This window comes from Mogibacterium pumilum (assembly GCF_002243385.1).
GTDB lineage: Bacteria > Bacillota > Clostridia > Peptostreptococcales > Anaerovoracaceae > Mogibacterium > Mogibacterium pumilum.
Window position 1 is genome coordinate 1,635,191 of the sequence record NZ_CP016199.1, and the last position, 2,989, is coordinate 1,638,179.

The following is a 2,989-nucleotide window of genomic DNA, read 5'->3' on the forward strand; positions in this document are numbered from 1 at the left end:
TGTGTCCATCTGGATATTGCTCTCCATTGTTATACGACTTCTGATGAAGTCTTGCAGATTCCTCCGCTGTCCAGTTCCAGATTTTCTCTTTTACTATATAGTTGATTAGTTTTTCTTCATCTGTACGACCTTTGTAGTTATCCACTATATATTTTGCCTGCTGATAAGATATTACATATCTGAACAGATGTAGTTGCTTTCCTAAGTCACCCTTCATGCCACTTGGATAATATGCTTTTTCTACGGTGCCTGCCAGGCTGCCCCAGAATTTATCATCGGGCTTCATCTTTTTGTTTATCTTATCTGCTACTGCTCTTAGTTGGTCAGCTGATGATCTTTCGTCCAGTTTGTCCATGCCTGTAATTTTCATCAGTACAGACAGTTTCTTCTTGCTTTCGGAAGCGGATATGCTCTCTGCCTTCCAGGCATACCACATGTTATCAAAGACTTTAGTGCCTACTATCTGAGTATCTCTATAGCATGATGTGATGGCTTCAGACATATTAGAAGATTGTCCTTTTCTACCAAGCATCTCTTTGAAATACTTGCCAAATTCTTTAATGCTTTCTATTGGCTAGCCCTGTTTTTCCAGCAGAAGCACCTTGGCTGTAATATCTTCCTGGTACTTCTCCCAAGTTTTGTCATCTATTGACTTAGGTCTTTTAATGCCGAACATGTTTATAACATCCAGTTCCTTTACCTCTTCCTTCAGCTTTGCTCGCCATGAAGCTGTCAGATTTGGATGAAATTCTCCCGCTCTAAATGATTTGCCGAGGTCTGACAGTGCTGCGTTTATCTGTTCTGCTGTGCTGTCTCCGGTGCTGAATAGGTTCTTTGTAGCATTCTCTATATCGTAATACCTTAATTTGAAAACAGAAAGCTCGAATATGGGCTTTCTGAAAATATATCACAAAGTAGGTTATCTATTCTGCTCCGCTAAGCGCTCCTGCTCCGCCTTCTTGTCCATCTTGAACTGATTGCGGAATTCTTCTGGGCTGCTTGGAAGCTTTTTTATGTCGGATTTGTTGAAAAGCATAAAATAAATTCTATTATTATCAATCGATGCTCCATTTTTGTTCACGTAACCTAATTTATACCGCCTTCCACTTGTTGGAGCTATTATCATCCATGTTTCAAATGCATTATTTTTTATTTTCGCAGAATAATAGGAATTTATTCTATTATTCTTGACAGAATCAGTATCTTTGAAACCTACATATGCACCTTCTATTGGTCTAAGTATACAATTGCCATTTTTTCCTCATATTTCCCAAAATATATATCTATAATTGGCCTGCTTCCATCACCATCCTCATCGTAATTTTCCTCTTTTCTTCTAGTGTCATCATGCATCAATATATACGTTTTATCATCTTTAAACTCTATATAGTACCTTGATTGATCATCGTCTGGGTATTCGGTTCCTGATCCACAGATATACACCGTATTCATCTTAATATCTCTAACTGGCAGTGGATCCACAATCATTTTCTTTATCGCAATAAGTGATATAATCAGTATGATTACTATTATAAATATCTTAAACTTTGAACTTATTGTTTTATACATGCGAATACCTCATTTCTAAAGCTTGCTTGCCTCTTTTTTATACTATCTTTATATTTCCACATATCTTTACGTTCAGGTGCTTCATATTTCTTGAATTCGTTTTTATTGTTTTTGATTCTATTTCCGGCCTCATCATGAATGTATCTAGCTTCTTCTCTAAATTGCGGCTCATACTTATATTTTTCACCAACAGGGTCTACATCAAGCACTGTATGCACCTCGTCATTACGACGTGCATAATTAAAGCTAGAGCAGTTTACTTTGGCATCTTGAGTTGCCTTTTCATATAAAAGAGTGAGAAATTTACCATCACCATTGATTATAAATTCTGAACGAAATCTGGCATTGGTAACAACTTTGAGATTGATTCCGCCGTTTGCATAACTGTGTCCATCTGGATATTGCTCACCATTATTATATGACTTCAGATGCAACCTCGTAGACTCCTCTGCTGTCCAATTCCAGATTTTCTCTTTTACTATATAGTTGATTAGTTTTTCTTCATCTGTACGGCCTTCGTAGTTGTCTACTATGTATTTTGCTTGCTGATAAGATATTACATATCTGAACAGATGTAGTTGCTTTCCTAAGTCACCTTTCATGCCGCTTGGATAGTATGCTGTTTCTACAGTGCCTGCTAGGCTACCCCAGAATTTGTCATCGGGCTTCATATTTTTGTTTATCTTATCTGCTATGGCTCTTAGTTGGTCAGCTGATGATCTTTCATCCAGTCTGTCCATCCCTGTAATTTTCATCAGTACAGACGGTTTTTAGCGGATATGCCCTCTGCCTTCCATGTATACCACATGTTATCAAAGACTTTAGTGCCTACTATCTGAGTATCTCTATAGCATGATGTGATGGCTTCAGACATATTAGAAGATTGTCCTTTTCTACCAAGCATCTCTTTGAAATACTTGCCAAATTCTTTAATGCTTTCTATTGGCTAGCCCTGTTTTTCCAGCAGAAGCACCTTGGCTGTAACATCTTCCTGATACTTCTCCCAAGTTTTGTCATCTATTGACTTAGGTCTTTTGATGCCGAACATGTTTATAACATCCAGCTCCTTTACCTCTTCCTTCAGCTTTGCTCGCCATGAAGCTGCAAGGTTTGGATGAAATGCTCCCGCTCTAAACGATTTACCGAGATCTGACAGGGCTGCGTTTATCTGTTCGGCTGTGCTGTCTCCGGTGCTGAATAGGTTCTTTGTGGCATTCTCTATATCGTAATACCTTAATTTGAAAACAGAAAGCTCGAATACGAGCTTTCTGAAAATATATCACAAAATAGGTTATCTATTCTGCTCCGCTAAGCGCTCCTGCTCCGCCTTCTTGTCCATCTTGAACTGTTTACGGAATTCTTCTACGGAGCCAGGTAGTTTTTTTATATCGGATTTGTTATATAGAATACAATAATATCG

At 38.1% G+C, this 2,989-nt stretch carries 4 protein-coding genes; all 4 read right to left on the reverse strand.

Annotation, left to right across the window (positions count from 1 at the left end):
- Positions 1-502: DUF3114 domain-containing protein (locus AXF17_RS07830; protein ID WP_207651553.1), on the reverse strand; the 502-nt coding region annotated here is incomplete at its 3' end.
- A 417-nt stretch (positions 503-919) separates the two neighbouring features.
- On the reverse strand, positions 920-1,081 hold the full coding sequence (locus AXF17_RS09310) for a hypothetical protein (RefSeq protein ID WP_207651554.1): 162 nt from the start codon (positions 1,079-1,081) through the stop codon (positions 920-922).
- Positions 1,082-1,227: 146 nt separating this feature from the next.
- Positions 1,228-1,569, reverse strand: coding sequence for a hypothetical protein (locus tag AXF17_RS07835; protein ID WP_094234534.1), 342 nt, complete (start codon positions 1,567-1,569; stop codon positions 1,228-1,230).
- The gene (locus AXF17_RS07840; protein WP_094234535.1) at positions 1,554-2,324 is read right to left on the reverse strand and encodes a DUF3114 domain-containing protein; all 771 of its coding nucleotides are present in this window, start codon (positions 2,322-2,324) and stop codon (positions 1,554-1,556) included. The genes AXF17_RS07835 and AXF17_RS07840 overlap by 16 nt, the downstream gene beginning before the upstream one ends.
- Positions 2,325-2,989 lie beyond the last annotated feature (665 nt).

Bases quoted from the DNA above. Each gene is read 5' to 3' on its own strand.
- AXF17_RS07835 (WP_094234534.1), bottom strand. From the start codon at position 1,569: ATGTATAAAACAATAAGTTCAAAGTTTAAGATATTTATAATAGTAATC.
- AXF17_RS07840 (WP_094234535.1), bottom strand. From the start codon at position 2,324: ATGAAAATTACAGGGATGGACAGACTGGATGAAAGATCATCAGCTGAC.